Here is a 223-nt window from a genome sequence, read left to right on the forward strand (position 1 = left end):
TACCATCGGCGCTAGAGAGCTTAACTTCCGTGTTCGGTATGGGAACGGGTGTGACCTCTCTGCCATCATTACCAGACATTATTCTTTTGAGACAATCATTATTATAACTTATTTTCTTTAAAAGTCAACAAGTTTTTTATGTTCTCTCAAAACTAGATAACATTGCTACATATTATATGGTTAAGTCCTCGATCTATTAGTATTCGTCAGCTCCACATGTCAC

1 rRNA gene is annotated in these 223 nt (G+C 36.8%); it reads right to left on the reverse strand.

What is annotated here, in order from left to right:
• Positions 1-76, reverse strand: a 5S ribosomal RNA gene (rrf, locus tag JDS99_RS31625); the annotation flags it as partial.
• Positions 77-223 lie beyond the last annotated feature (147 nt).

The organism is Bacillus cereus group sp. N6 (assembly GCF_016483705.1).
Classification (GTDB): Bacteria; Bacillota; Bacilli; order Bacillales; family Bacillaceae_G; genus Bacillus_A; species Bacillus_A wiedmannii.